Below are 24,639 nucleotides of genomic sequence, written 5' to 3'. Positions count from 1 at the left end.
CCAGGCGTCAATCCTTGGCGCGTTCGGAAAAAGAATCAAAAATGATCGGCCGAGGCTGTTTTCCAGTCTTCTGCAAACATCTCGGGTATCGCTTCAGTCAGCAGAGCACCGTCGTCGATTAACGAATACAGTTCGGCATATGTCCGCTCGCACTCATCCGCCGTGCGGCGGTGAATATCCGACGGACGCAGGTCGGCAACCTTTTCTTTACCCATCGCGCCAAGCAATTCGCGAAAGCTTTCCAACGTGGCGTCGTGATACCGGTGAACGCGCTGACGCTTCTGCGGGACGTTCACGGCCCGACCCCGGACCGGATCCTGTGTCGCCACGCCCGAAGGACAGCGGTTGGTGTTGCAGTGCAAGGCCTGGATACAGCCCACCGCGAACATCATGGCCCGCGCCGCGTTACACATATCCGCCCCCAAAGCGAACTTCTCGATCATGTCATAGCCAGTCGCTACCTTGCCCGAGCAGATGACGCGTATCTGGTCGCGTAAACCTACGCCGCGCAGGCAGTTGTTCACAAAGATCAGAGCCTCATTCAGAGGCATGCCCAACCGGTTGGTAAACTCGACCGGGGCCGCCCCGGTGCCACCCTCCGCACCGTCAACGGTAATGAAATCGGGCAGAATACCGGTCTCCAGCATGGCCTTGCAGATCGCCATGAATTCGGACGGTTTGCCGATGCACAGCTTGAACCCCACCGGTTTGCCACCCGACATTTCCCGCAGGTGCTGAACGAAATGCATTAGGCCCGTCGGGCCTTCAAACGCAGAATGCGTGGGGGGTGAGATGACATCCTGGTGCACCGGCACACCACGAATCTCGGCAATCTCTTCATCAACCTTGGCCGCGGGCAGAACGCCACCATGCGAAGGCTTTGCCCCCTGTGACAGCTTGATTTCGATGGCCTTGACCACCTCCTTTTTTGCTTTTTCGGCAAAGAGATCCTTGTCAAAACCGCCCTCCGGGGTACGGCATCCGAAATAACCGGTCCCGATCTGCCAGATGATATCCCCACCTTCGGCCAGATGGTGCGGCGACAGCCCGCCTTCGCCTGTGTTGTGTGCAAACCCACCATCCTTGGCGCCGCCGTTCAGCGCCCGGATCGCGTTGGCGCTGAGGGCCCCAAAGCTCATGGCAGAAACATTCAGTCGGGACGCGCTGTAGGGTTGGTCACATTGCGGCCCGCCAAGCGTTACCCTTTCTTCGCTTTCGGGCACGTGTTTGGGTGCAAGTGAATGGGCAGCGCGTGTGTAGCCAACGGTGAGGATATCGTATTGTGTTCCGAAGGCCTGGGTATCCACATGTCCCTTGGCGCGGGAATAGACCAACGATCGGACGATCCGGTTGTAAGGCCGACCGCTTTCATTGGTTTCCACGAAATATTGGCGGATTTCTGGGCTTACAAATTCCAGCATATAGCGGAAGTGCCCAAGGACCGGATAGTTGTTCAGCACATTGTGCCGGGTTGTCATCAAGTCATATGCCCCAACCACGGCATAGGGCACCAGCAGGACCAGCAGCCAATGGATCGGACACCAGAAAAATCCCAGCAGCAGGGTCAACGGCAAAACGACGCAACTGAGCACGAAATAAAGCCTGCGAACGATCATTTTCGGTCTCCTTGCGCTTGGCCGGCCGGGGTTTTCTTGGCTTAACGAGAGGCTTTTTGGTTATGGATTGCAAGCCCTTGTATGTCCTGCATTCTGATCAGACGGAAATGTGATGATCTGCGATGGGTCCCGACTTTGGTTGATCCCACACCTGCCAGTCTGTATGCCAAACAGACACCAGAACAGGCCCGATCCTTGGCAGAGCGAGCAAAACAGGCAACTTACCGGCACCACGCGCTTATGTTCACTGCCGTATTCGTAGGCGGAGCGGCAGGGTCACTGCTGCGCGAGGTGTTTGCCGTCAACTTACCCGGGTTGCCCTACCTAACCTCGACCTTCGGGATCAACGTGGTCGCGTGCTTTGTTCTGGGCTGGCTGTATTCCGTCCGCCACCGTGTCCACGCGCATGTGCTGCATCTGGGTGCAGTCGGGTTTTGCGGGGGGCTTTCGACCTTTTCCTCCTTCGTCGCCGATCTTGAAGTCATGGCAATGTCCAGCGGCTGGATGGCCGCTGTCGCCGCCGTGGCGGAAATTGCTATCGGTCTGGGTGCCGCAATTCTGGGTGAGATGACGGGGCGGCGGTTCCAATCAGGTGGTTTCCGGACATGACCGACCTGTATCTGCACGCAATGTTTGGCCTGGGCGGGGGTCTTGGCGCCGTGATGCGACATTGGCTTGCGCTCAAAGTCACGCACCAACTGCCATTTTCCACACTGATCGTGAATATTCTGGGCAGTCTTTTTTTGGGCCTGTGGATAGGGTATCTGGGCGGCGCCGCAGACATGGGCGAAGAAGAAAAACGGCTGGTTTTTGGGTTTTGCGGCGGGTTCACGACCTTTTCCAGCTTCGCCTATCAGTCGCTGGAACTGCACCGCGAACGGACAATCGCTTTGGCAGCCGGGAATATCCTGCTCAGCCTTGTTTTGTGCTGGGCGAGCTTGTGGCTGGGTCTGACGGTCATGCGCTAATGTGCGTGAACACTGACTTCCGTTCCCGGTTTCGGCGCCCGACAAAAGAATACCAGTGGGATCGTCGCCAATGCCAGAAGCCCAAGGTTGTTGAACACAGTCAGATAAGAGATCATCTCAGCCTGCCGCGCGATCTCCTGCCCCAGAATTGCCGCCCCTTGCGGGCTGTCCGGTGTCAGGCCAAGCGGCTTCAGATATGCCTGTGCGGCGGGATTGTACGGCGTCACGTTCTGGCTGAGGGTCGCGGTATTCGTCTGCAGACCACGCACGACCCAAGTACCGACCAGCGATATGCCAACTGATGATCCCAACTGCCGGGTCACGTTGAACAGCCCCGAGGCTTCATCCTGGCGGGCCTTGCTGATGCTTTCGAAGGCAAGAATGGACATGGGTACAAAAACCAGTCCCATGCCCAATCCGCTGACCGCACCTGGCCAGGCCAATTGCCAGAAACCAGCATTCAGATTGAGCGCGCCCAGCATGAAGTTCCCGATGGCTGTCAGCAATAAGCCCAGACCGGTCAAAAGCCGGGGATCGAACCGTGTAACCAGCACGGAACCCGTCAACACCATCGAAAGTCCCGCCGCAATCCCGCGCGGGATGAACAAATGCCCGGACTCGATGACCGGAAAGTCCAGAAGGTTCTGGACAAAGGTCGGCAGGATCGCGATCCCTCCGAACAGGGAAATCGCAAAACCTGCGATGATCAGATTGCACAGCGCGAAATTGCGATCCGCAAACAGCCGCAGGTCGACAACCGCGTTTTTGGCGGACAGGGCATGAACAATAAAACCCAGCGCGCCCAGAACCGAGGCGATCAACGCGACCTGAATGACCCGAGAGGACAGCCAATCCTTGGTCTCGCCCTGATCGAGTATGAATTGAAGGCATCCGATCCCGACCGCCAGCAGCGCAAGACCTTTCCAGTCAATCCGGACGTCTTCGGTCTTGTCATCAGGCAGTTCCCCGGCCAGCAGCAACAGTGCCATGGCCGCCACGGGAAGGTTGACGAAGAACACCATGCGCCACGAGAAATACTCGGTCAGGATTGCACCGACTGTAGGCCCAAGAACCGGCGCGACGACCACACCCAACCCGAATACAGCCATTGCATTTCCGCGTTTTTCCTTTGGAAACGCATCAAACAGGATGGATTGCGATAGGGGGATCAGGAACGCTCCGAACATGCCTTGCGCCAGACGGAACGCGACAATGGTCTCAAGGCTCCAGGACAGGCCACACATCACCGACATGGTGGCGAACCCGGTAACAGCGGTCAGGATCAGGCGGCGGCGGCCCACTCGCCGCGCAACAAACCCGGTCAAGGGCATAACCACAACAGCCGAGACGATATAGCTGGTCAATATCCATGTCGCCTGATCGGTGGTCGCTCCGAATGCCGCCTGAATATGAGGCAGAGCGACGTTGACGATCGTGCTGTCCAGCACCTCAAGGATGGCGCTCAGCAATACGGCGATAACGATCACCGGATTCACATGGCTGGCGACCTTAGATGTCACTTTTCAGCCTGATCAGTCGTTGTGTCCACGGTCACTTTACTGCTGCCACCGACGCGCAAGGGTGCGTCGGTCGGATCCAGCGCGATGCGCACGGGAAATCGACGTGTAACCTTGACCCAGTTCCCGCTGGAATTCTCGGACGGCAATAGAGAGAATGTATCCCCCGACCCCCGACCGATCGAGGCGACCTTGCCGGTCAGCGACACGCCCGGCAACATATCGATCCTGACGGTCACGGGCTGACCCGGACGAATGCGCGGCAATTCAGTTTCCTTGAAATTGGCATCCACCCACCAATCAGAAGACTCGACAATAGAAAATTGCGGGGCGTTGGCAGATACAGCTGAGCCGGGCCGTAGGGTCAGATTGGCGATCCAGCCGTCTGCCGCAGCGTAAACTTTGGTCCAGTTCAGGTTCGCCTTCGCAATTTCAAGCTGCGCCTGTGCCGCCAGCACATCGTCCTTTTTCGCCGCCAATCCGCTGCGCAATGCCAGAAGGCTGGACTGGCTTGTCGTCAGCCGTGCCGAGGCCTGCGCGGCATCGGTCGTGGCCTGATCCAGCGAGACCTGCGCGACATCCCCGCTGGCGAACAACGCCTTTGAGCGCTCGAAATTCTTTTGTGCAGTATCAAATGCGGATTGCGCCGACTTCACTGATGCTTCGGCTGCCGCGATCTGGGTTGAATAGGACTGGGCCTGCTGCCTGGCACTGTCCAGATCGGCCTGGGCCTGATCGACCGACGCGCTAAATTGTGTGGCATCGATTTCAAACAAAAGATCGCCCGCTTTGACCTTTTGGTTTTCTACTACAGAAAGGCCGGACACCTGCCCTGTGACCTGCGCAGCAACATAAATGATGTTGGCACCGATATAGGCGTCCTTGGTCGACGGGTAACGCTCCTCATGGCGCCAGTACAGAAGAAGTCCGGCGGCAATCGTGCCCAGCATGGCAATTACAGCCACGGTCTTCAGGGATTTCATGTGATCCGTTCCAAATGAGTGTTGAAGTTAAGGATCCGTCACATCGGGATCGTGTGCATCCGCACAGACAGATTTCCCAGAATCCAGACAGTTCCAAGGATGATGATGAGCAGGACCAATGTCGAAAACAGGACCAGATCCAGATCCTCGCGGCTGCTGCGGCGACGGTCGATGTGCAGAAAATAGACCAGTTGAACAATCAACTGCACCAGACCCAGAAGGCCAATGGTCAGATAGACCCCGGGTGTTTCGATACCGTACCGATAGGCGATCATGAATACGGCCAGGGTCAGCACCAGCGACCCGCCATACCCTATCAGATATCGGCGCCGTTCGCGGCGGAACATCTCGGTCTGCTTATCCATAAGTCAGCCCTCCGAAGTAGACGATGGTGATGATGCCGATCCAGATCAGGTCAAGGAAATGCCAGAACAGCGCCAGCCTTATGACGCGCGAGATCACCTTGTCGGTCATCCCCATCACCCGAAGCTGAATGCCCAGCACGACGAGCCAGACACAGCCAGCGGCCACATGCAACCCGTGCAACGGGACCAACCCGAAGAAGGCAGACAGAAACCCGCTGCGCTGTGGCACCCCACCCTTTTCCGCCATGGCCATGAAGTCGCGAACCTCAAGCACCAGAAAGCTGATGCCCAGCAGCAATGTCAGGCAGAACCAGAATATGACACGCACGCGCGGCCGGTTGTATTTCAACGCCAGCATGGCCAGACCAACCGTCAGACTGCTGGTCAGCAGGATCATGGTCTGGGCGAAGATGCTGTAAAGGTCGAACAGTTCATGCGGTCCGGGGCCACCCGCCTGCGCGTCGATCATCGTGATATAGATCGCGAACATCAGGCCGAAATAGACCAGATCGCTCATCAGGAAGACCCAGAATCCGAATGTTACGACCTCGCTCGATTTATCGGCGCTGGCGTGGTTTTCACCCAGATTCAGACCCGGATAGCTGTGTGAGGGTGCGCGTCTCATGTCGCAGCCTCCAGATCGGGGCCGGCAAGACCGCGGTTTTCCGAGGCGGTTTCCAGATCACGGTTCACGGGTTGGGATTTGCGCACCAGATTCAGCCAGGCTTCGTGCTGTTTGCGGACCTCTTCGGCCGGGATCACCTCCTCGGTGTCGGTGTTAAAAGTCCAGATGACGACCGACAGGATCATCAGAACGGTCATCAGGATGGCCAGCCACCAGATCCACCAGACCAAAGCGAACATCCAAACACCGCTGAGCACGCAAAGCACAAAACCGATGGCTGTATTGCGGGGCATCTCGATGTCTTCATAGGCATCCGCGGACGGGTAGGCCGTTCCGTTTTCCTTGGCTGCGGCAAAGTCATCCCGGTCGGACACCTGCGGAATGATCGCAAAATTGTATGCCGGCGGCGGTGCCGGTGTCGCCCATTCCAGCGTTCGCGCGTCCCACGGGTCGCCAACCGGTACACGTGTCTTTTCGCGATCCCTGATACTGACCCAAAGTTGCACCAGCACCGACAGAAGCGCCATCAGAATGACGAGCGAGCCGACAACCGCGACGATCATGTAGGGGTGGAAGCTCGGATCCTCCCAACTGAAGGACCGGCGCGGCATACCCATCAGGCCAACAAAGTAAAGCGGCAGGAAAGTCAGCATGAAGCCAACGGTCCACAGGGCCACAGACACCCTGCCCCAAAACTCGCTTAGCCGAAAGCCAAACGCCTTGGGGAACCAGTAATTGTATCCGGCCAACAGGCCAAACAGCACACCCGGCAACAGCACGTTGTGGAAGTGAGCCACCAGAAACAGGGTGTTGTGTACCTGGTAATCCACGGTGGGATTGGCCAGTATCACGCCGCTAAGCCCGCCGATGACAAACAGCATCAGAAACGACAGGCCATACAGCATAGGCACCGAGAACCGGATACGGCCACGGTACAGAGTCGCCATCCAGTCATAGACCTTTACGCCGGTCGGGATGGCAATCAGCATGGTCGCGATGCCGAAAACCGCGTTGATCAGGGCGCTTTGGCCCATGGTGAAGAAGTGGTGCAACCAGACGGTAAAGGACAGCACCGCAATCGACATCGTGGCGATGACCAGTGAGTTATATCCATACAACCGTTTGGCCGAAAAGGTCGCGAAGATCTCGGAATAGATACCATAGGCGGGCAGAACCAAAAGGTAGACCTCGGGGTGGCCGAACAGCCAGAACAGGTTGGCATAGTTCATCATGTTGCCGCCAAGGTCGTTGGTGAAAAAGTGGAAGTCGAGATAGCGATCCGCCGCCAGCAACAGCGCGGCGACCCCAAGCGGCGGCATGGCGAAGATGATCAGGATCGAACTGCAGATGATCGTCCAGCAGTACATCGGAAGCCGCATGAACGTCATTCCGGGCGCGCGTAGTTTGTAAATCGTGACGGCGAAGTTGATGCCCGTCAGCGTTGTGCCGACGCCCGAGACGACAATGGCCCAGATCCAGTAATCCGGTCCAACGCCCGGATTGAAGGCCGCACCCGTATAGGGCGGATAGGCCGTCCAGCCGCCCGTCGAGAACTCACCCACGACCAACGACACCATTAGCATCATGCCAGCCGAAACGGTCAGTCCCAGCCCGATCTGGTTCATCACCGGAAACGCCACATCCCGCGCGCCAATCATCAACGGGACCAGATAATTTGCGACCCCAAAGACGAACGGAACGGCGACAAAAAACACCATGATCGTACCATGGGTGCTGAACAGTTCTGCGAAATGTTCAGCCTCAAGAAATCCGTCGCCCGGTCCCGCCGCTTGCTGGGCGCGCATGACCACACCCTCCAATACGCCGCGCGCCAACATGACGATGGCGAAGACGATATACATGATACCGATCTTCTTGTGATCCGCACTGGTCAGCCAGTCCCGCCACAACGGCCCCCAAAGGCGGAACCATGTCAGCAGGCCCAAAACCGCAATGGCTCCGACGATCACGATGCCCGCCGCCACATTGGCAACGATTTCATTGGCGTTGGGATCCCGGATCAGTCCGCTGATCGGAAAGGCATCCCAGTCGAGGCGGCCAAAGAACCCTGATCCGACCGTCGTCATTGACTGACCTCCTGCCCGAACTGCGCGGTTCCCGGCTGTTGATCCCGAGGCAACGGTTCGCCGCTGTGGTATAGGTGAAGAATGGACATGAACAGATCTTTGTCATCCAGAGTAAAATAGAGCGCGTTTTCCGGCATTTTCGCCGTGCCAAGCGCCGCCTGAACCTCATCCCGGTCAGTTCGCTTGGCCAAAGTCCGATAGGTTTCAGGGTCAAGCGGGATACCATTGGAACGCACACTTTCCACCCATGCATTGAAATCGTCAGGCTGCATCGCCAGCGTCTGAAACTTCTGTTTTGTAAAACCCCGACCATTGTACTGAGTGTTTTCCCCCTGCATCCGTTCAGGATGGTCAGCAACAAGGTGCAGTTTGGTTGTCATCCCCGGCATGGCATAGATCTGACCCGCCAAGGCCGGGATCATGAAGGACTGCATTACAGTGTCGGTTGTCAGCGTCATCGCCACCTGCTGCTTGACCGGGATGCCCAGCTCTCCGACACTTGCAATGCCCAGGTCGGGGTAGATGAACAGCCATTTCCAGTCGAGCCCGACAACCTGCACCTCCAACGCGGGCGCATCACCGAAAGGCGCGGCATAAGGGTCAAGACGATGGGTCGCCTTCCACAGGTAGAAGGACAGTATCGCCACTATGACAACAGGCACCCCCCACATCAGGAATTCCAGCCTGGACGAAAAGTCCCAGTTTGGTCGATACTCGGCAGTGCTGCCCTTGTGGCGGCGGTAACGCAGGGCGATCAAGGGAACCAGCACGAGGACAGGAATAACCGCGACCATGATCAATATTGTTGCGCGCAGCAGATGGGTTTTCTGAACCGCCGCAATTGGCCCTTGCGGGTTCATGAAACTGTCGCTTGCGCCAGCCAATTGGGCCGAGGCAAACAAAACCACCAATGCCGCCAGTATTGGAACTGGCGCAGGAGAGATCCTGAAACTGGTCACGCCTGCCCGTCCTCTCATGCCGTTGTTTTCCGCCCAACTATCGACACTGTCACAGATTTTCTCAAGGTTTTTTACCGTACCGGAGATTGATCGGCGCGCTGGCGGCTCAACCAAAGCCGACAGACGGAGGCCATGGCTGTTGACTTGGACTGCGCCAGAGTCGAAACCGGAGTGGTGATGAAACTGGTTGTTTTTGTTCTTTCCCTTCTATGCCTGCCAGCCGCAACGCTGGCGCAGGATCGTGCCACGGTTGAAAAACAGTTTCAAACCTGGCTGAACACCACGGTCTGGCCTCAGGCCCGCGCCAAGGGCGTTTCGCGTCGCACGATGGAAGCGGCTTTCGAGGGCGTGACCCTGAATTGGGACCTGCCCGACCTCGTCCCTCCCGGTACGAAGGCAAAAACCCCCAGACAGCAAAAACAGGCCGAGTTCGGGTCCCCGGGGCGTTACTTCAACGCTGGTTCCGTAAACGGCGCCACATCGGAAGGGCGAAGAATGGCGGCCCGCCATTCCACCACACTGGACCAGGTCGAAAGACAGACGGGTGTGCCCGGCCGGATCATTCTGGCGATATGGGGTCGTGAAAGCGGGTATGGGCAGGTGCCGATCCGGTACGACGTGTTCGAGGTTCTTGGCACCAAGGGGTTCATGAGCACACGCGCCGAGTACTTCACAGCCGAACTGGTCGCCGCCCTGCAGATCGCGCAGGCCGGCCACATGCCTGCGCGCACCATGAAAAGCAGTTGGGCCGGGGCGCTTGGGCAGCCACAATTCATGCCATCGAACTTCCTGACCTATGCAGCTGATGGAAACGGCGACGGACGCGCCGACATCTGGGGCTCGGCGGAAGACACCATAGCGTCAATCGGGAACTATCTGCACCGTCATGGCTGGATCTCTGGTCGGGACTGGGGGTTCGAGGTTGATGTTCCCGGGTCGGTCTCCTGTGCGCTTGAAGGCCCCGATCAGGGTCGCCCCATCCATGAATGGGAGGCGATGGGGATCACGCGCGTCTCCGGCAAACCGTTTCCGGCCCACGAAAGGGACGGCGTTGGGTATCTGATGATGCCGGCGGGACGGTTCGGGCCTGCCTTTGTCGTGACACCCAATTTCTATGTGCTCAAAGAGTACAACAAAAGCGACCTCTACGCCCTGTTCGTGGGCCACGTCGGCGACCGTATTCAATATGGTGTCGGCGATTTCACCGGGCGCTGGGGCAAGGTCGGCGGGCTTTATCGATCAGACGTTGCTACGATGCAAAGGGCGCTGGAGAAACAAGGGCACGATGTCGGGGGAGCGGACGGATTGCCGGGGTTCAAAACGCGCCGATCAATCGGGCGCTGGCAGTCTTCGACAGGTCAGTCCCCCACCTGCTTTCCGCAAGCGCACATGAAAGCGGACCTGAGGGGCTGAGCGTCATTCGATCGGCACCAAGGGTATAGCGATTCGCTGTCTCCCGGCCTTGGAAGCGCAGGTCTTGGCGGTTTTCCAAAGACACATTCTGGATGCAGGTTCACGAAAATGTCACGGACCCCCCGGGGTTCCTTCCTAAAATTTCCGACGCACCCACGGTTTAGGAAGTAGTCCACCTTTGGCTGTTCAAACGAACGACCAAGGCTTTAACCTTTTCGAAAACAATGTCACCTTCTGCCGCAGTGAAAGGCGACTTTCGCAAACAGTTCCCGACTGCATACCGAAAGACTGCGACGCGGTGTTCATTGCGATCAGTAACAAGACATATGGACCCCTCCCGGTTTTGTTCGGAGTCGGACAACCAAGGCAGGCGCGCGCCAACCCTATTTGGGTTTTGCGCCTTTGCTTCAAAAAACGGGAGTACATAACATGAAAAAGACTATTCGGATGTCGCTGGCGGGGCTGTTGTCCTCGACCATTATCGCAGGCGCGGCCTCTGCCGCCGGAACCCATCCTGTAACCGGTGAGGCACTGGCCGACGACCAGACCTTTACCTATCGCATTCTGGACGAACACAGCTCGGTCGATCCGCAGGTTGTCGAAGATGTCTCGGGCGCGGAAATCGTTCGCGACCTGTTCGAGGGTCTGATGAACCAGGACGAAGACGGCAACCTGGTGCCCGGTGTGGCTACGGAATTTTCCGTCAATGACACCAAGGACGTCTACACCTTCACACTGCGTGACAATGCAAAGTGGTCGAACGGCGATCCGGTCACGGCGGGTGATTTCGTTTATGCCTGGAAGCGCGCGGTCGATCCCGAACTGTCCTCGCCCTACGCCTGGTTCATGGAACTGATGTCGATCGAGAACGCCGCTGCAATTATTGCCGGTGAAAAGCCCGTGGATGAACTGGGCGTCAAGGCAATCGACGACAAGACTCTGGAAGTCCGCCTGAGCGCCCCACTGCCATATTTCCCGCAGATGACCACACATTCGACCACCTTCCCTGCCCCGCAGAAAGTGATCGAAGAGTTCGGCGATGCATGGACCAAACCCGGAAACATCGTATCGAACGGCGCTTATGTCCTGACCGAGCATTTGCCGCAGGAACGTTCGGTTCGCGAACGCAATGAAATGTACTGGGACAACGACAACACCATCATCGACAAGGTTGTGTCGCTGGTGATCAACGACGAAAACGTCGCCCTGACCCGGTATCTGGCTGGTGAACTTGACCGCACCGAAATTCCCGCCGGTCAGTACCCGCGCCTGAAAGAGGAACACCCTGAAGAAGCCATCAGCTTCCCGCGTCTTTGCAACTACTATTACACCTTCAACCTGTCCGAGGGTGGCCCTGAGGCATTCAAGGACCCCAACGTCCGTCAAGCCTTGTCTCTTGCCGTCGACCGCGCAATCATCACTGAAAAGGTCATGGCGGGCGGACAGCCGCAGGCATACACCTTTGCGCCCGAGGCAACTGCCGGCTTCACAGTCCCGGCTGTAGAAATGGCTTCGATGACCCAGCCAGAACGGGACGAGCTGGCCAAGGAACTGCTGGCCGAAGCAGGTTTTGGCCCCGACAATCCGCTGAGCTTCGAGATGGTCTACAACACCTCGGAAGACCACAAAAAGGTTGCCGTGGCACTGAGCCAGATGTGGAAACAGAAACTGGGTGTTCAGGTCGAACTCGCCAACATGGAGTGGAAAGTCTTCCTGGAAGAGCGCGGCAACCAGAACTTTGATCTGGCTCGTGGCGCATGGTGTGGCGACTATAACGAAGCGTCCACTTTCCTTGACCTGCTGCAATCCGATTCCGGTTATAACGACGGCAAGTACAATAACGCGCGCGTCGACGAGTTGCTGGCCGAGGCCAAAACCTCGAACGATCCGGCACCGCTTTACACGGAAGTCGAGCGCATTATCGCGCAGGAAACCCCTGTGATCCCGATCTACCACTACGCCGGTGTCTACATGATGGACAGCGACGTCGGGAACTGGCCGGTGAACAATGTCGAGCAGAACTGGTATTCAAGAAACCTCTACAAGCTCGCTGAATAATCGTTTTTGAACCGCGCCCTGTCCCGGTCACATCCGGGGCAGGGCCAATAAAAATGGGGGCATGAAATGCTTGCCTATAGTTTGCGGCGATTGCTCGTCGCCATTCCGACGATCCTGTTGCTGATCGTCGCCTGTTTCTTTCTGATGCACTTCGCGCCCGGCGGGCCCTTCACCTCGGAACGGCCGCTGCCGCCGCAGGTTCTGGCCAATATCGAGGCGCGGTACGGGTTGGACCAGCCGCTGTGGAAGCAGCTGTGGGACTACCTTTACAACATCGTCGTTCATTTTGACTTCGGCCCGTCCTTCAAGTTCAAGGACCGGGACGTCAACGACATCATCGCGCAGGGTTTCCCGATCTCGCTGACCTATGGTTCGCTGTCGTTTCTTGTGGCGACCGCAGTCGGTGTGAGCCTTGGGATTGCCGCCGCGATCAAGCACAATAGCTGGATCGATTATTTCGCGGTTGGTCTGGGTATCGCGGCGCAAGCGCTGCCCAACTTCATCATGGGCCCGATCCTTATCCTGACCTTTACCCTGTGGCTGGGCTGGCTGCCGGGCGGCGGCTGGAATGGCGGTCAGTGGCAGTACCTGATCATGCCGGTCATCGCGCTGGCGACGTCCTATATGGGCTCGATCGCGCGGATTACCCGGTCATCGATGCTGGAGGTTCTGAACTCGAACTTCATCCGAACCGCCCGCGCCAAGGGGCTGCCGACCAGAACCGTGATCTGGCGCCATGCGCTGAAACCCACGCTGCTGCCGGTCGTGTCCTATCTGGGACCGGTCTTCGTTTACGTGCTGACCGGCTCGGTCTTTGTCGACATCTATTTTTCGACCGGCGGTCTGGGTCAGGCCTATGTCGGCTCGGCCCTGTCGCGTGACTATGCCGTGCTGCTGGGGGTTACGATCCTGTACGGCGCGCTGACCGTTGTCGTGAACCTGCTTACCGACCTGGCCTATGCCTGGTTCGATCCGAAAATCCGTTACTGAGGGGCAGGCAATGCTTGGAAAATCTCAAAAAGCCGCCCATCTGGCCGAGGAAATCACCGATTACACGGTCATTCAGGGGCGCTCACTCTGGCAGGACGCGCGGATGCGTTTTGTCCGCAACAAGGCCGCGATGGCCAGTGTCTTCATTCTGGGGATGATCGTCCTGTTCACGATTATCGGACCCTATTTCGCAGCCTGGAACAACGAAGAGATCGACTGGAACGTCATGGGTGACGTGCGCGGCATGGGAATGCCGTCCATCGAGACCGGACACTATTTCGGCGTCGATGATCTGGGGCGCGATCTGTACAGCCGTGTCATTCAGGCAACCACGACGTCCCTGCTGGTGGGTCTGATCGGGGCGGCAACGGCGCTGATCGTGGGCACCTGCTACGGCATCGCTGCAGGTTATATCGGCGGCCGTACCGACAGTGTCATGATGCGCTTTGTCGACATCCTGCTGGCGATCCCGGCTACGCTGGTCATCATCCTTCTGCTTGTCGTGGCGGGACGGTCATTCTTCATGCTGTTCATCGCCCTTGGAGCGGTCGGTTGGCTGACCATGGCGCGGATCGTGCGGGGACAAACTCTGACTCTTAAAAACCGCGAGTTTATCGAGGCCGCCCGCGCCGCCGGGGTCAGTGAGTTTACCATCATGTACCGACACATCCTGCCCAACCTGCTGGGCGTGGTGATCGTCTATGCCTCGCTACTGGTGCCCGAGATGATCCTGACCGAAAGCTTCATCTCGTTCCTGGGTCTCGGGATTTCGGAACCTTACACCTCATTGGGCCGTCTGATTGCCGAAGGGGCCGGCACGATGAGCTATGGCACGCTGTGGCAGTTGATGTACCCCCTGACATTCTATGTCGCAATCATCATCACCATGTTCTTCATCGGTGACGGTCTGCGTGACGCTCTGGACCCGAAGGATCGCTGATATGAGCCTGTTTTCCGTAAAAGACCTGAGCGTCCGGTTCGACACTCCAGATGGCGTGGTCGAAGCCGTCAACGGCATCAGCTTCGACATAAATCCGGGTGAGTGCCTGGGCATTGTTGGCGAAAGTGGTTCGGGCAAAAGCCAGACCTTTATGGCCGCGATGGGGCTGTTGCCATCTGCAGGCCACGCGAGCGGGTCGGCAATGCTGAACGGCAAGGAAATCCTGAACCTGCCGGTACAAAAGCTCAATCAGATCCGTGGTGCCGATGTGGGAATGATCTTTCAGGATCCCCTTACGGCCCTGACGCCGCATTTGCGGGTCGGCCAGCAAATGCGCGAAGTGCTGCAGGTTCACGAAGGCTTGCAAGGTTCGGCTGCTCGTGCCCGGTGTCTGGACTGGCTGGACCGCGTGCGCATCCCCGAAGCCGCGCGCCGGTTGGATCAATACCCGCACGAGTTGTCCGGCGGGATGCGCCAGCGGGTCATGATCGCCATGTCGATGCTATGCAATCCCAAGCTGCTGATCGCGGACGAACCAACGACCGCCCTTGATGTAACGGTACAGGCCGACATTCTGGACCTGATGGTTCGACTGCAAAAGGACGAGGGTACGGCGATCGCGCTCATCACCCATGACATGGGCGTCGTGGCGCGGATGTGCGACCGCATTCAGGTCATGCGGCTTGGTCAATTCGTCGAGGCCGGTGACACCCGGGAAATTTTCCGCGCGCCTCAGCATGAATATACCCGCACATTGCTTGAGGCGATGCCGCGCATCGACGCCGGTGATGCCCCCAAAGCTTTGGCCAAGGTCGAAGAGCCGCTGCTCAAGGTCGATAACGTCAAGGTTCACTTCCCGATCCACGTCAAGGGCGGTTTGTTCGGGCGCAAGGTTCCACTAAAGGCGGTCGACGGTGTCAGCTTCGATATCCGCAAGGGTGAAACGCTGGGCGTTGTTGGCGAGTCGGGTTGCGGAAAATCCACGCTGGCACGGGCCGTACTTCAACTGATCGAGCCCAGTGCGGGCAATGTCAGCTGGCTGGGGCATCCGATCGTCGGACTGAGACGGGCAGAGCTGAACAAGTATCGCAAGGACCTGCAGATCGTGTTCCAGGATCCGCTGGCCAGTCTGGATCCGCGCATGACGATCTCGGCCTCGATTGCCGAGCCGCTGAAAACCTACCGCCCCGACTTGACCGAGCGGGAACGCAAGGAACTGGTCGCCGAGATGATGGAGCGGGTCGGCCTCAAGGCGAACATGATCAACCGTTATCCGCACGAATTGTCTGGCGGACAAAACCAGCGTGTGGGAATCGCCCGGGCGATGATCAACAAGCCAAAGCTGATCATCTGCGATGAAGCGGTTTCGGCTCTGGATGTGTCCATTCAAGCTCAGATCGTGGAATTGTTGCGAGAATTGCAACAGGAATTTGGCCTGTCGATGATCTTCATCAGCCATGATCTGTCCGTAGTGCGCGCGGTGTCGAACCGGATCATGGTCCTGTATCTTGGCCGTATCGTCGAACTGGGCGATGGCGAAGTGATTTGTTCCGATCCGGTTCACCCATACACAAAGTCGCTGATTTCGGCGGTACCGATACCAGACCCCGATGTGGAGCGGACACGCCAACGTCTGAAATTACCGGGAGAATTGCCGTCGCCCATGGATCCGAAGGCGGCCCTGCGGTTTCTGCCCAGTCGCCTGTCGGCCGGTCATTCGGACTATGTTCCGCAACTTAGCGAGATCGCACCCGATCACTACGTGGCCGAACATGATCCGCTGGAGATTATCATGAAGGCGTCCTGATACTGCTTCCGGCGCCTGATTGCAGGCGCCGGGGGTACGTTTTTCTGAACTGGGTTTGGACCGGATGTTTTGACTCCTCCGCATCGAGATGGCACCTTTCCGATCACTTCTAGCCTGGGAATCCGGGCGACGTTGATTGTTCAGGCATTGCAGCCTAAGAGGAGAGACCGGCCTCACCACACTCTGTCGGGCTCGTATTGAATTTGAGAGGTAACATGGCACGTAAGGTCACAAAGGCGATTTTCCCGGTTGCAGGGCTGGGTACGCGATTTTTGCCCGCAACAAAATCAGTTCCGAAAGAGATCATGACTTTGGTTGACCGGCCGCTGGTTCAATACGCCATCGACGAAGCCCGTGCCGCAGGAATTACCGAATTCATCTTTGTCACCTCGCGCGGGAAATCCGCGCTTGAGGATTATTTCGATCACAATCTCGTGCTCGAACAGGAACTCAAAGCCAAGGGCAAGGACGACCTGCTGGAAACCCTGAGCGCAACCAACATGGAAAGCGGCGCCATCGCCTATATCCGCCAGCACAAGGCACTGGGCCTTGGCCACGCGGTTTGGTGCGCCCGGCGTCTGATCGGGGACGAGCCCTTTGCCGTCATGCTGCCCGACGATGTGATCGCGGCGGACAAACCCTGCCTGCAGCAAATGGTCGAGGCCTATGAAGAAACCGGTGGCAACATGGTTGCCGCGATGGAAATTCCCAAGGACAAAACCAGTTCCTACGGTGTTCTCGATGTTGGCGAGAATATCGGTACGGTTGTCCGGACCAAGGGCATGGTCGAAAAGCCAGACCCCGATGATGCCCCGTCCAACCTGGCGGTGATCGGGCGTTATATTCTGGGGCCGTCGGTCCTGTATAACCTCAATCAGAAAAAGAAGGGCAGCGGCGGTGAGATCCAGCTGACTGACGCGATTGCCGAAGACATTGTGAACGGTGTCCCTGTTTTTGGATACAAGTTCAACGGTCAGAGGTTCGATTGCGGTTCCAAATCCGGGTTCCTGCAAGCCACAGTGGCCTTTGCGTTGGCACGCAAAGATTTGCGCGACGATCTGAGCCAGTATCTCCATGATGTCGTTGTTGCGGGAAAGGCGGCGCAATAGACCTTTGCGCAACCCGAACCCCTCTTTCAGGGCAACTGAAATCCAAAGGCAAACGTCATGACAACTGTCCATCCCGTCATTCTCTGCGGTGGCTCCGGGACCCGGCTGTGGCCCTTATCCCGCAAGAGCTATCCCAAGCAATTTGTGCCGCTGCTTGGCGAAACCAGCCTGTTGCAGGATTGTGCCGCGCGGATGTGCGGACCGTCTGACGCGCCTTATGCCAAACCGCTGATCCTGACCAATGAAGCGTTTCGGTTCGTTGTACCCGAGCAGCTAAACGGCATTGGCATCGATCCCGGCCCGGTCCTGATCGAACCCGAGGGCCGCAATACTGCCCCAGCCGTATTGGCGGCTGCGCTATACCTGGCTGCTGAAAACCCGGACGCCATCATGCTTGTCGCCCCTTCCGATCACGTGATCCCGGACAAAGCCGCGTTCCACGCGGCTGTTGCCAAAGGTGTCGAAGCCATCCACGAACGCGGTGATCTGGTGACCTTCGGCATCACTCCGGACCGGCCGGAAACGGGGTATGGGTATCTGAAACTCAGCCACGCCCCGAACGCAGACACTGCAGTTCCGCTGGACCGGTTTGTTGAAAAGCCCGATCTCGAAAACGCCCAGGCAATGGTCGCCGATGGCAGCTATCTCTGGAACTCGGGTATTTTCCTGTTTGCGGTGAAAGACATCATTGCAAGTTTCGAACAACACGCCCCGGACCTGATCCCGCCGGTGCAAAAAGCGGTTACCGATGCGCAGGCCGACCTTGGATTTCTGCGTCTCGATGTGACCGCTTGGAGCGAGGTCAACGATATCTCGATCGACTACGCGGTCATGGAAAAAGCAACTAACCTGAGCGTCGTGCCCTATGCCGCTGGCTGGTCTGACGTCGGAAGCTGGTCCGCCGTGCAGGAGTTGAGCAATCCTGACGCCGATGGCGTCGCCACAACCGGAGAAGTGACTGCAATCGATTGCCGCAATGTCCTGATCCGGTCGGAATCCCCGACGCAGGAAGTTGTGGCCATGGGGCTGGAAAACGTGATCACGGTTGCCATGCCCGATGCGGTACTTGTGGCCAGCATGGACAAGGCGCAGGACGTAAAACTGGCCGTCGCTGCACTTAAAGCGAAAGGCGCGAAGCAGGCGGAATCTCTGCCGGTGGATCATCGCCCGTGGGGCTGGTTCGAAAGCCTTGTGATCGGGGACCGGTTTCAGGTGAAGCGTATCCATGTCCATCCCGGTGCCGCGCTGAGCCTTCAGTCACACCACCATCGCTCGGAGCACTGGATCGTTGTGGAAGGCACGGCCAAAGTCACGATTGACGACGACGTGCGCCTCGTGTCCGAGAACCAGTCGGTCTACATCCCGCTGGGTGCCACGCACCGGATGGAAAACCCCGGAAAGGTGCCGATGGTTCTGATCGAGGTGCAGACCGGAACATATCTGGGTGAGGATGACATCATCCGTTACGAGGATATCTACGCGCGCGACTAGGCGACCGATTCTCGCACGCGGTTCCTGGCCCTGTGTCAGGCAACCAGCAGTTAATTAGCAAATCGTTTCGCGGGCGTTCGGCCCGGTCGGACAGGATTCATGTGTGCCACGGCAGGGTGGCGCGCAATGCAATTGTCGGACCGACAGCCACAGGAGGACGCCCGTGTCACAGACCTCACCCCGATTGGACCTGCCATTTCTTCAACCTTCGCAGGCCCAGAAACACGTCACCCATAACGAGGCCCTGCGCCGGCTGGATCTCGTGGTGCAGCTCAGCGTGGTGGCCACCAACGCGACCACGCCTCCCCCGGTTCCGGAGCAGGGCGAGGTTCATGCGCTGGGATCTGCGCCAACCGATGAATGGGCGGGTCAGGCAGGTAACCTTGCAGCCTGGCTGGACAACGCCTGGCACTTCCTTTCCCCCGGCATCGGATGGCGCGCCTGGGATCAGACCGCTGGCCAGATCAGGATTTGGGACGGATCTGCCTGGATTGATCCGCCGGTGGCGACACAGAATCTGAACGGTGTCGGCATCGCCACCAGCTATGACGACACAAATCACCTTTCAGTGCGCGGCCCTGCTACGCTGTTCAGCCATGATTGCGGCGGACATCAGGTCAAGATCAACAAGGCCGGTTCCGGTGATACCGCATCGCTTTTGTTCCAGTCCAACTGGACCGGCCATGCGGAAATGGGGTTGGCTGGAAACACAGGGTTTTCCATCAAGGTCTCTCCTGATGGGGGCAGCTGGACCGAAGCGCTGCGCCTTGATCCGACCACCGGTATCGTGGATGGCGCCGCCGTTCAGGCCAGTGCCGACGACACAACGACAGGCCGCCTGATGCGGGCGGATTACGGATATGGTCCAGGCAATTTGCTGGGGTCTGTATCCGAATCCGGCGGCGTTCCAACTGGTGCGGTGATCGAACGGGGCAGTACAGCAAATTGTGACTATGTTCGTTTTGCCGATGGAACGCAGATCTGCAACGCCGCATTGAATGCCGTTGCGTGTACCACCGCCGAAGGGACGATGTTTGCAAGCAATACAGACACCTGGACCTTCCCTGTAAGCTTCGCCCCGGGGTCGGCTCCAGTCATCAGTGGCTCAGGGGGTGCGGCATCCCGGTTTGTGGGCTTCGCTTCGCCTTCAAAAACGCAGGTGACCTACAAGGTATTGTCTGCATCCTCGGATGCAGCCACGCACGCGCCAACGGCCATTGCAATTGGTCGCTGGTTCTGAACATCAGGCTGCCCGGGCCTTAGTCCGGGCAATCACTTTGAACGCAGATCTGCGTCGTTCTGTTCAAGAAACCACGCATAAGTCTCGCGCAAACCATCCTCAAGCTCTACGCTTGCGCGCCAGCCCATATCCGCCAGGCGGGTCACATCCATTAGCTTGCGCATCGTGCCGTCGGGTTTGGACACATCCTGTGTGATCCGCCCCTCAAACCCGGTGACTTCAGCCACCAGCACCGCCAGTTCAGCAATCGAGATGTCCGAGCCGGTGCCAACATTGATGTGGCTCAGCATCGGTTGCGTGTTTGCCTCATATTTGTCGCGCGGCAGGTCGAGGACGAACAGCGACGCCTCGGCCATGTCATCCACATGCAGGAACTCGCGTCTCGGTTTTCCGGTTCCCCATATCACAACCTCGTCCAGCCCGTCGCGCTTTGCCTCGTGAAACCGCCGGATCAGGGCAGGCAGAACATGGCTGTTTTCGGGGTGGAAATTGTCCCCCGGACCATAGAGGTTCGTGGGCATGACCGAGCGGTAGTCGACACCGTGTTGACGGTTGTAGCTTTCGCACAGCTTGATCCCCGCGATCTTGGCAATCGCATACGGTTCGTTTGTCGGCTCTAACACGCCCGTCAGCAATGCATCTTCCCGCATCGGCTGCGGAACTGCGCGTGGATAGATGCAGGAACTGCCCAGTTGCAGCAGGCTTGTGACCCCGGCCGAAAAGGCTTGATGAATCACATTGCATTCAATCATCAGGTTTTCATAAATGAAATCAGCGGGGTACGTATTGTTGGCGTGAATGCCGCCAACCTTGGCCGCCGCCAAAATGACCACATCGGGTCGTTCAACCTGCATGAATTCCCGCACAGCTGTCTGGTCCGTCAGATTGAGCTCGGCTGACGTTCGGGTCACAAGCTCAATCGCTTCACCCCCAGCCTGACGATCCTGCAACCGGCGCAGGATGGCACCGCCGACCATGCCGCGATGCCCTGCTACGTAGATCTTGCGCATGGCGTCCCCCCTCAGCCGTTTTCCAGGCTGACCGGCAGCTCGAACCCGTGCTCTTTCAACAGCGCATGGCGTTTGGCTGTTTTCAGGTCTTCCAGAACCATCTCGGCGCACATTTCCTGCACAGTCAACTCCGGCTCCCACCCGAGCTTCTGTTTCGCCTTTGACGGATCACCCAACAGCGTCTCCACCTCGGCCGGGCGGAAATAACGGGGGTTGATCCGCAGGATGACATCACCGGGTTTCAAAGCCGGCGCATCGTTGCCTTCAATGGCGGTGACCGTAGCAACCTCATCCACCCCTTCGCCCGAAAACTTCAGCGAAATGCCGAGTTCAGCCGCTGACCATTCAACGAATTGACGCACAGAATACTGCTTGCCGGTTGCAATCACGAAATCCTCGGGATTGTCCTGTTGCAACATCATCCACTGCATACGGACATAATCCTTGGCATGTCCCCAGTCGCGCAAACTGTCGATGTTGCCCATATAAAGGCAATCCTCAAGCCCCTGCGCGATGTTGGCCAGACCGCGGGTGATCTTGCGCGTCACGAAGGTTTCGCCTCGGCGTGGGCTTTCATGATTGAACAGAATTCCGTTGCAGGCATAAAGACCATAAGCCTCGCGGTAGTTCACCGTGATCCAGTAGGAATACAGCTTGGCCACCGCATAGGGCGATCTGGGGTGAAACGGCGTCGTTTCCCGCTGCGGTGTTTCCTGAACCAGGCCATACAATTCCGACGTCGAGGCCTGATAGAACCGCGTCTTGTCCTCGAGCCCGAGAAACCGGATCGCTTCAAGCAGGCGCAGGGTGCCAATTGCATCCACATCGGCGGTGTATTCCGGAGCTTCAAAACTGACGGCAACATGAGACTGTGCACCAAGGTTGTAGACCTCGTCAGGCTGCACCTCCTGCATGATCCGGGTCAGATTCGAGGTGTCGCTCAGGTCCCCGTAATGCAAATGCAGCTTCGGGTTCGGTACATGCGGATCCTGATAAATGTGATCGATGCGCTGCGTGTTGAAGGACGAAGCCCGCCGTTTGATTCCGTGAACCTCATAGCCCTTTTCCAACAGAAACTCGGCCAGATACGACCCATCCTGGCCCGTGATACCGGTAATCAATGCCTTTTTGGTCATATCTGCGCCTCACAAATATCAATGTGTCAGTTTAGCGTCTCAAAAACAGCAAGAAACCATGGAATGCAAGCCAAGGTCACAGTCAGGCATTGAATCCGGCGGAAGATTCTTCGAATGTGCGGTCGCCAGACTTGGTAATTGGTAAGAAGGATTTTAACGAATGCGTATTGCAATGATCGGAGCTGGCTATGTCGGTTTGGTATCCGGTGTCTGTTTCTCGGATTTTGGCCATGACGTGATCTGCGTCGACAAGGCCCGGGAAAAAATCGAGATGCTGCAGGCCGGAAAGGTTCCGATTTATGAGCCGGGCCTTGATGTGCTTATGGCCAAGAACGTGGCGGCCGGCCGGCTGAGCTTTACCACTGATTTGACTTCAGCTGTCGATGGCGCGGATGCCGTTTTCATAGCTGTCGGGACACCCACCCGCCGGGGCGACGGACACGCGGACCTGACTTATGTGATGGCCGCCGCAGAAGAGATCGCACAGGCCATAACCGGCTACACCGTTGTTGTCACCAAATCGACCGTTCCGGTCGGAACCAATCGCCGGGTGCATCAGGTCGTTTCTGCCGCAAATCCCCAAGCCGATTTCGACGTCGCCTCGAACCCCGAGTTTTTGCGCGAGGGTGCCGCAATTGACGACTTCATGCGCCCCGACCGTGTGGTTGTCGGCGTCGAAAGCGACCGCGCGGCAGACGTGATGGCCGAAATCTACCGCCCGCTCTATTTGCGCGATTTCCCGATCCTGACCACCGATCTGGAAAGCGCCGAGATGATCAAATACGCGGCGAACGCCTTTCTTGCGACCAAAATCACCTTCATGAACGAAATCGCGGGCCTGTGTGAAAAGGCGGGGGGCGACGTCAAGGAAGTGGCGCGCGGCATTGGCCTGGATGGCCGGATCGGCAACAAGTTCCTGCACGCAGGCCCCGGCTATGGCGGTTCGTGTTTTCCCAAGGACACCGCTGCGCTGGCCCGGATCGGGCAGGAGCATGCGCACCCGATGCAGATCACCGAAACCGTCATTCGCGTGAACGACGAGGTCAAGAAACGCATGATCGGCAAGATCCGGGACGCCTGTGACGACAGTTTCAACGGCAAGACCATCGCCGTTCTGGGCGTGACGTTCAAACCAAATACCGACGACATGCGGGATGCTCCGTCACTGACCATTGTCCCTGCCCTGATCGGCGGTGGTGCAAAGGTCCGCGTTGTTGATCCTCAGGGCCGATCCGAGGGTGAAGCACTGTTGCCCGGCGTCGAATGGTCTGACGATCCGTATACCGCGGCAAAGGATGCGGATGCGGTGGTTATCCTGACGGAATGGAACGAATTTCGCGCACTGAACCTGACGGAACTGGCCGGGACCATGAAAACCGCAAGGATGGTCGATTTGCGCAACGTCTATTCCGGCAGCACCGCGTTGAAATCCGGTTTTGATACCTATGTAGGTGTCGGGCGCTGAACGCGCCCGACTTATCCATCAGACCTTATCCAACTGTTCCTGCAGTTTTGCCATCTCACCTTCGTGCATCCCAATGGACTGCGCCGGATATGGAAAGGCTTTGGCCTGCACCTCGGATTGAAATTCCTTCAGCGCCGCGACCCGCTCGTGATACATCTGCTTGTGCAGACGGCCCAGATTGCCAAAGGCATGGGCGTGACGCGGAGGATTTTCCGCTTCGCCGCAAATATCGGCCATGAACAGGAAAATCACGTCACCCGCATTGCCCGACCCCAATGAAACCGTGACGATCGAAGTTTTGTCGTTCAGCAGGTTCAACGTGTCTTCGGCGACACATTCGATTTCGCAGGCCATCGCGCCTGCGTCCTCATAGCGCTTGAAGGTCTTGTAGATCTGCATCGCCTCATCGGCGGTACGGCCAAAGGCTCGCAATCCCCCGGCCCAATGGCTGAGCGACGGAACCAGCCCCATATGAACCTGAACCGGAATGCTTTCACGCGCCAGCATTTCCACCACGTCGTACGAGCGGTTGGTGAAATACATGTCCGCGCCCTTTTCCATACACTCGATGGCATGGCGCATGATCTCGTCATTGGTGGCGAACTGGCCCCAGTTCATGGCAGTACCTGCAAAATGGTTCGGTGCAATCTCACGCGCCATGTCCAGGTGCACATCCCACAGCGTCAGCAGGTCGATCCCCGCATCGACGCAGGCCTGTATCTCGGCCTCGTTCGCCGGGTTGCACATCGTCAGGCGCCGGCCGGTTTTCTTCAGGTCCAGCAGATCCTTGACGGTATAGTTTCGCCGGGCCGGGCGGCGGCCGAAAGTATAGATGTTTTTCATGATCTTTCCTGTTTTCA

Annotated in this window: 21 protein-coding genes; 11 read left to right on the top strand and 10 right to left on the bottom strand. The window is 57.8% G+C overall.

The window, feature by feature from the left end; translation table 11 throughout:
• Nucleotides 1-35 precede the first annotated feature (35 nt).
• Complete coding sequence (locus tag AC2FIR_RS13875; protein WP_496746247.1) at nt 36-1,616, bottom strand: FMN-binding glutamate synthase family protein; 1,581 nt, start codon at nt 1,614-1,616, stop codon at nt 36-38.
• Nucleotides 1,617-1,697: 81 nt separating this feature from the next.
• On the opposite strand from AC2FIR_RS13875, the gene AC2FIR_RS13870 reads away from it, so the two are divergent.
• Entirely contained in the window at nt 1,698-2,225 is a 528-nt protein-coding gene (locus AC2FIR_RS13870; protein WP_496746245.1) for a fluoride efflux transporter FluC, read from the top strand.
• Nucleotides 2,222-2,584 carry a fluoride efflux transporter FluC gene (locus AC2FIR_RS13865; RefSeq protein ID WP_496746243.1) on the top strand — a complete coding sequence of 121 codons (363 nt, stop codon included), beginning with the start codon at nt 2,222-2,224 and terminating at the stop codon, nt 2,582-2,584. Before AC2FIR_RS13870 ends, AC2FIR_RS13865 begins: the two co-directional genes overlap by 4 nt.
• Here the strand turns inward: AC2FIR_RS13865 and AC2FIR_RS13860 are convergent.
• Genes AC2FIR_RS13860 through AC2FIR_RS13835 form a run of 6 tightly spaced genes read right to left on the bottom strand, consistent with a single transcriptional unit; the run spans nt 2,581 to nt 9,120 of the window.
• Nucleotides 2,581-4,104 (bottom strand): DHA2 family efflux MFS transporter permease subunit, encoded by a 1,524-nt coding sequence (locus AC2FIR_RS13860; RefSeq protein WP_496746241.1) that lies wholly within the window; start codon nt 4,102-4,104, stop codon nt 2,581-2,583. The genes AC2FIR_RS13865 and AC2FIR_RS13860 overlap by 4 nt on opposite strands.
• The gene (locus AC2FIR_RS13855) at nt 4,101-5,084 is read right to left on the bottom strand and encodes an HlyD family secretion protein (protein WP_170611370.1); all 984 of its coding nucleotides are present in this window, start codon (nt 5,082-5,084) and stop codon (nt 4,101-4,103) included. The genes AC2FIR_RS13860 and AC2FIR_RS13855 overlap by 4 nt, the downstream gene beginning before the upstream one ends.
• Before the next feature lie 38 nt (nt 5,085-5,122).
• Nucleotides 5,123-5,449, bottom strand: a complete 327-nt coding sequence (locus tag AC2FIR_RS13850) for a cytochrome o ubiquinol oxidase subunit IV (RefSeq protein ID WP_480441590.1) — start codon at nt 5,447-5,449, stop codon at nt 5,123-5,125.
• Nucleotides 5,442-6,074 carry a cytochrome c oxidase subunit 3 gene (locus AC2FIR_RS13845; RefSeq protein ID WP_170611372.1) on the bottom strand — a complete coding sequence of 211 codons (633 nt, stop codon included), beginning with the start codon at nt 6,072-6,074 and terminating at the stop codon, nt 5,442-5,444. The genes AC2FIR_RS13850 and AC2FIR_RS13845 overlap by 8 nt, the downstream gene beginning before the upstream one ends.
• Nucleotides 6,071-8,161 carry a cbb3-type cytochrome c oxidase subunit I gene (locus tag AC2FIR_RS13840; RefSeq protein WP_496746237.1) on the bottom strand — a complete coding sequence of 697 codons (2,091 nt, stop codon included), beginning with the start codon at nt 8,159-8,161 and terminating at the stop codon, nt 6,071-6,073. Before AC2FIR_RS13840 ends, AC2FIR_RS13845 begins: the two co-directional genes overlap by 4 nt.
• Nucleotides 8,158-9,120 (bottom strand): cytochrome ubiquinol oxidase subunit II family protein, encoded by a 963-nt coding sequence (locus AC2FIR_RS13835; protein ID WP_496746235.1) that lies wholly within the window; start codon nt 9,118-9,120, stop codon nt 8,158-8,160. The genes AC2FIR_RS13840 and AC2FIR_RS13835 overlap by 4 nt, the downstream gene beginning before the upstream one ends.
• 177 nt (nt 9,121-9,297) lie before the next feature.
• Here AC2FIR_RS13835 and AC2FIR_RS13830 point away from each other — a divergent pair, with 177 nt between their 5' ends.
• The 8 genes from AC2FIR_RS13830 (at nt 9,298) to AC2FIR_RS13795 (ending at nt 20,168) form a co-directional block, all read left to right on the top strand.
• Entirely contained in the window at nt 9,298-10,533 is a 1,236-nt protein-coding gene (locus AC2FIR_RS13830; protein ID WP_496746351.1) for a lytic murein transglycosylase, read from the top strand.
• Between the two features lie 429 nt (nt 10,534-10,962).
• Complete coding sequence (locus tag AC2FIR_RS13825; protein ID WP_496762547.1) at nt 10,963-12,591, top strand: peptide ABC transporter substrate-binding protein; 1,629 nt, start codon at nt 10,963-10,965, stop codon at nt 12,589-12,591.
• 66 nt (nt 12,592-12,657) lie between these two features.
• A complete protein-coding gene (gene oppB / locus AC2FIR_RS13820) occupies nt 12,658-13,581 on the top strand; it encodes an oligopeptide ABC transporter permease OppB (protein ID WP_039543927.1) in 924 nt (307 codons plus the stop codon).
• Between the two features lie 10 nt (nt 13,582-13,591).
• A complete protein-coding gene (locus AC2FIR_RS13815) occupies nt 13,592-14,521 on the top strand; it encodes an ABC transporter permease subunit (protein WP_170611380.1) in 930 nt (309 codons plus the stop codon).
• A gap of 1 nt (nt 14,522) precedes the next feature.
• Nucleotides 14,523-16,328 carry an ABC transporter ATP-binding protein gene (locus AC2FIR_RS13810; protein ID WP_170807537.1) on the top strand — a complete coding sequence of 602 codons (1,806 nt, stop codon included), beginning with the start codon at nt 14,523-14,525 and terminating at the stop codon, nt 16,326-16,328.
• A 215-nt stretch (nt 16,329-16,543) separates the two neighbouring features.
• A complete protein-coding gene (gene galU / locus AC2FIR_RS13805) occupies nt 16,544-17,437 on the top strand; it encodes a UTP--glucose-1-phosphate uridylyltransferase GalU (RefSeq protein ID WP_170611383.1) in 894 nt (297 codons plus the stop codon).
• A gap of 57 nt (nt 17,438-17,494) precedes the next feature.
• Nucleotides 17,495-18,928 carry a mannose-1-phosphate guanylyltransferase/mannose-6-phosphate isomerase gene (locus AC2FIR_RS13800; protein ID WP_496746231.1) on the top strand — a complete coding sequence of 478 codons (1,434 nt, stop codon included), beginning with the start codon at nt 17,495-17,497 and terminating at the stop codon, nt 18,926-18,928.
• 163 nt (nt 18,929-19,091) lie between these two features.
• Nucleotides 19,092-20,168: a DUF2793 domain-containing protein gene (locus tag AC2FIR_RS13795; RefSeq protein WP_496762543.1), complete on the top strand. Its 1,077-nt coding sequence runs from the start codon at nt 19,092-19,094 to the stop codon at nt 20,166-20,168.
• 32 nt (nt 20,169-20,200) lie between these two features.
• Here the strand turns inward: AC2FIR_RS13795 and fcl are convergent, their stop codons facing one another.
• The gene (fcl, locus tag AC2FIR_RS13790) at nt 20,201-21,178 is read right to left on the bottom strand and encodes a GDP-L-fucose synthase (protein WP_170825029.1); all 978 of its coding nucleotides are present in this window, start codon (nt 21,176-21,178) and stop codon (nt 20,201-20,203) included.
• Nucleotides 21,179-21,189: 11 nt separating this feature from the next.
• On the bottom strand, nt 21,190-22,314 hold the full coding sequence (gene gmd, locus AC2FIR_RS13785; protein ID WP_480523321.1) for a GDP-mannose 4,6-dehydratase: 1,125 nt from the start codon (nt 22,312-22,314) through the stop codon (nt 21,190-21,192).
• A 160-nt stretch (nt 22,315-22,474) separates the two neighbouring features.
• On the opposite strand from gmd, the gene AC2FIR_RS13780 reads away from it, so the two are divergent.
• Nucleotides 22,475-23,779 carry a UDP-glucose dehydrogenase family protein gene (locus AC2FIR_RS13780; RefSeq protein WP_496762539.1) on the top strand — a complete coding sequence of 435 codons (1,305 nt, stop codon included), beginning with the start codon at nt 22,475-22,477 and terminating at the stop codon, nt 23,777-23,779.
• An 18-nt stretch (nt 23,780-23,797) separates the two neighbouring features.
• On the opposite strand, the gene AC2FIR_RS13775 is transcribed toward AC2FIR_RS13780, so the two are convergent.
• Nucleotides 23,798-24,622, bottom strand: a complete 825-nt coding sequence (locus tag AC2FIR_RS13775; RefSeq protein WP_170611395.1) for a 3-methyl-2-oxobutanoate hydroxymethyltransferase — start codon at nt 24,620-24,622, stop codon at nt 23,798-23,800.
• Nucleotides 24,623-24,639 lie beyond the last annotated feature (17 nt).

This window comes from Ruegeria sp. CDSB136, from assembly GCF_059610965.1.
Note: the sequence above shows the minus strand (reverse complement) of the source record. Positions and strands in the feature narration are given on the sequence as shown.

What these genes read in the sequence shown, in the direction of transcription:
- AC2FIR_RS13875 (WP_496746247.1), bottom strand. Translation starts at nt 1,616, where the DNA reads ATGATCGTTCGCAGGCTTTATTTCGTGCTCAGTTGCGTCGTTTTGCCG.
- AC2FIR_RS13870 (WP_496746245.1), top strand. Translation starts at nt 1,698, where the DNA reads ATGTCCTGCATTCTGATCAGACGGAAATGTGATGATCTGCGATGGGTC.
- AC2FIR_RS13865 (WP_496746243.1), top strand. Translation starts at nt 2,222, where the DNA reads ATGACCGACCTGTATCTGCACGCAATGTTTGGCCTGGGCGGGGGTCTT.
- AC2FIR_RS13855 (WP_170611370.1), bottom strand. Translation starts at nt 5,084, where the DNA reads ATGAAATCCCTGAAGACCGTGGCTGTAATTGCCATGCTGGGCACGATT.
- AC2FIR_RS13850 (WP_480441590.1), bottom strand. Translation starts at nt 5,449, where the DNA reads ATGGATAAGCAGACCGAGATGTTCCGCCGCGAACGGCGCCGATATCTG.
- AC2FIR_RS13845 (WP_170611372.1), bottom strand. Translation starts at nt 6,074, where the DNA reads ATGAGACGCGCACCCTCACACAGCTATCCGGGTCTGAATCTGGGTGAA.
- AC2FIR_RS13840 (WP_496746237.1), bottom strand. Translation starts at nt 8,161, where the DNA reads ATGACGACGGTCGGATCAGGGTTCTTTGGCCGCCTCGACTGGGATGCC.
- AC2FIR_RS13830 (WP_496746351.1), top strand. Translation starts at nt 9,298, where the DNA reads ATGAAACTGGTTGTTTTTGTTCTTTCCCTTCTATGCCTGCCAGCCGCA.
- AC2FIR_RS13825 (WP_496762547.1), top strand. Translation starts at nt 10,963, where the DNA reads ATGAAAAAGACTATTCGGATGTCGCTGGCGGGGCTGTTGTCCTCGACC.
- oppB (WP_039543927.1), top strand. Translation starts at nt 12,658, where the DNA reads ATGCTTGCCTATAGTTTGCGGCGATTGCTCGTCGCCATTCCGACGATC.
- AC2FIR_RS13815 (WP_170611380.1), top strand. Translation starts at nt 13,592, where the DNA reads ATGCTTGGAAAATCTCAAAAAGCCGCCCATCTGGCCGAGGAAATCACC.
- AC2FIR_RS13810 (WP_170807537.1), top strand. Translation starts at nt 14,523, where the DNA reads ATGAGCCTGTTTTCCGTAAAAGACCTGAGCGTCCGGTTCGACACTCCA.
- galU (WP_170611383.1), top strand. Translation starts at nt 16,544, where the DNA reads ATGGCACGTAAGGTCACAAAGGCGATTTTCCCGGTTGCAGGGCTGGGT.
- AC2FIR_RS13800 (WP_496746231.1), top strand. Translation starts at nt 17,495, where the DNA reads ATGACAACTGTCCATCCCGTCATTCTCTGCGGTGGCTCCGGGACCCGG.
- fcl (WP_170825029.1), bottom strand. Translation starts at nt 21,178, where the DNA reads ATGCGCAAGATCTACGTAGCAGGGCATCGCGGCATGGTCGGCGGTGCC.
- gmd (WP_480523321.1), bottom strand. Translation starts at nt 22,314, where the DNA reads ATGACCAAAAAGGCATTGATTACCGGTATCACGGGCCAGGATGGGTCG.
- AC2FIR_RS13780 (WP_496762539.1), top strand. Translation starts at nt 22,475, where the DNA reads ATGCGTATTGCAATGATCGGAGCTGGCTATGTCGGTTTGGTATCCGGT.
- AC2FIR_RS13775 (WP_170611395.1), bottom strand. Translation starts at nt 24,622, where the DNA reads ATGAAAAACATCTATACTTTCGGCCGCCGCCCGGCCCGGCGAAACTAT.